This is a genomic window from Kitasatospora sp. NPDC047058, from assembly GCF_040643935.1.
In the GTDB taxonomy this organism is placed as follows: Bacteria; Actinomycetota; Actinomycetes; order Streptomycetales; family Streptomycetaceae; genus Kitasatospora.
In genome coordinates this window covers 1-1,594 of the sequence record NZ_JBEYVJ010000824.1, presented here as the reverse complement: position 1 = coordinate 1,594, position 1,594 = coordinate 1, and the positions used below count along the sequence as shown (strand labels likewise).

1 protein-coding gene is annotated in these 1,594 nt (G+C 73.1%); it reads left to right on the top strand.

Going from position 1 to position 1,594, the window contains the following annotated elements; translation table 11 throughout:
* On the top strand, positions 1–1,500 hold a 1,500-nt coding region (locus ABZ885_RS40830), incomplete at its 5' end, for a metallophosphoesterase family protein (RefSeq protein ID WP_360200229.1).
* Between the last annotated feature and the right edge of the window lie 94 nt (positions 1,501–1,594).

Genomic DNA, 1,594 nt, shown 5'->3' with positions numbered 1-1,594 from the left:
CCCGGCGGCGCCGAGCCGCAGCCCGGGGGAGCCCGGCACCTGCACGCCATCGCCCGGGTCGGCTTCGCCGGCGCCCCGCGCGTCGCCGGCCTCCACCTGCAGTTCGGATCGGACGCCTCGCGCGAGGCCACGGTCTCCTGGCACACCACCACCTCCGTCGCCAACCCCCGCGTCATGTACGGCACTTCGCACGGCGGCTTCGGCCGCACCGAGCAGGCGTCGACGCGCACCTACCGCGACGCCGCGTCCGGCACCGAGGTCCAGGTCCACCACGTACGGCTGACCGGCCTGGCCCCGGACACCGACTACGTCTACGCCGCGGTCCACGACGGCGCCACCCCGGAGCTCGGCACGCTCCGCACCGCACCGCGGGGCCGGGCCGCCTTCACCTTCACCAGCTTCGGCGACCAGGGCACGCCCACCCTCGGGAAGCCGACCGCGGGCGGCTACGTCAACGACAACCTCGGCAGCCCCGCCGCCGGTGACACCACCGCCGGGGTCGAGCGCGTCGCACCGCTGTTCCACCTCGTCAACGGGGACCTCTGCTACGCCAACATCGCGACCGACCGGGTCCGCACCTGGTCCGACTGGTTCGAGAACAACACCCGCTCCGCCCGCCACCGCCCCTGGATGCCCGCCGCCGGCAACCACGAGAACGAACGCGGCAACGGCCCGATCGGCTACGGGGCCTACCAGACCTACTTCGACCTGCCCGCGTCCGGCGCCGACGACGGGCTGCACGGCCTCTGGTACGCGTTCACGGCGGGCGCGGTCCGCGTGATCAGCCTGAACAACGACGACGTCGCCTACCAGGACGGCGGCAACTCCTATGTCCGCGGCTACTCGGGCGGCGCCCAGCAGCGCTGGCTGGAGCGGGAGTTGGCCGCCGCGAACGCGGATCCGGAGATCGACTGGATCGTGGTCTGCATGCACCAGGTGGTGGTGTCCACCGCCGACAGGTTCAACGGGGCGGACCTCGGCATCCGCGAGACCTGGGTGCCGCTCTTCGACAGGTACGGCGTCGACCTGGTGGTCTGCGGCCACGAGCACCACTACGAGCGCTCGCACCCGATCCGGGGCCAGCAGCCGACCGACACCCGGACGCCCGTGCCCGTCGCGACCGGCACCGAGACCGTCGACACCACCAAGGGCACCGTCCACATGGTGATCGGCGGGGGCGGCACCTCCGTGCCCTCGAACCGGCTCTTCTTCTCCCCCACCAAGGCGCGCGTCATCACCGGCGTCGGCGCCGCGGACCCGGCCACCGGCAAGCGGCCGCCGGTGTACGTGATCGAGGACGCGCCCTGGTCCGCCTTCCGTGACGCCGACAACCCGTACGGCTTCGCCGCCTTCGACGTCGACCCGGGCCGACGCGGCGGGCAGACCACCATCGCGGTCACCTACTACGCCGTCCGCGGCCCCTACGGCGACCTCGTCCCCGTCGACCGCTTCACCCTCACCCGGCCGCGGGGCTCCCGGGGCGGCGGCCGACGGCCCTGAGAGGGCGTTCGATAGGGGATTCCCCCCAACTGTCCGGCTTTGAATAGTGCGGCGCGGACTCGGTTCCAGGATCTCGTGGCGGCCGGGTCCGTGT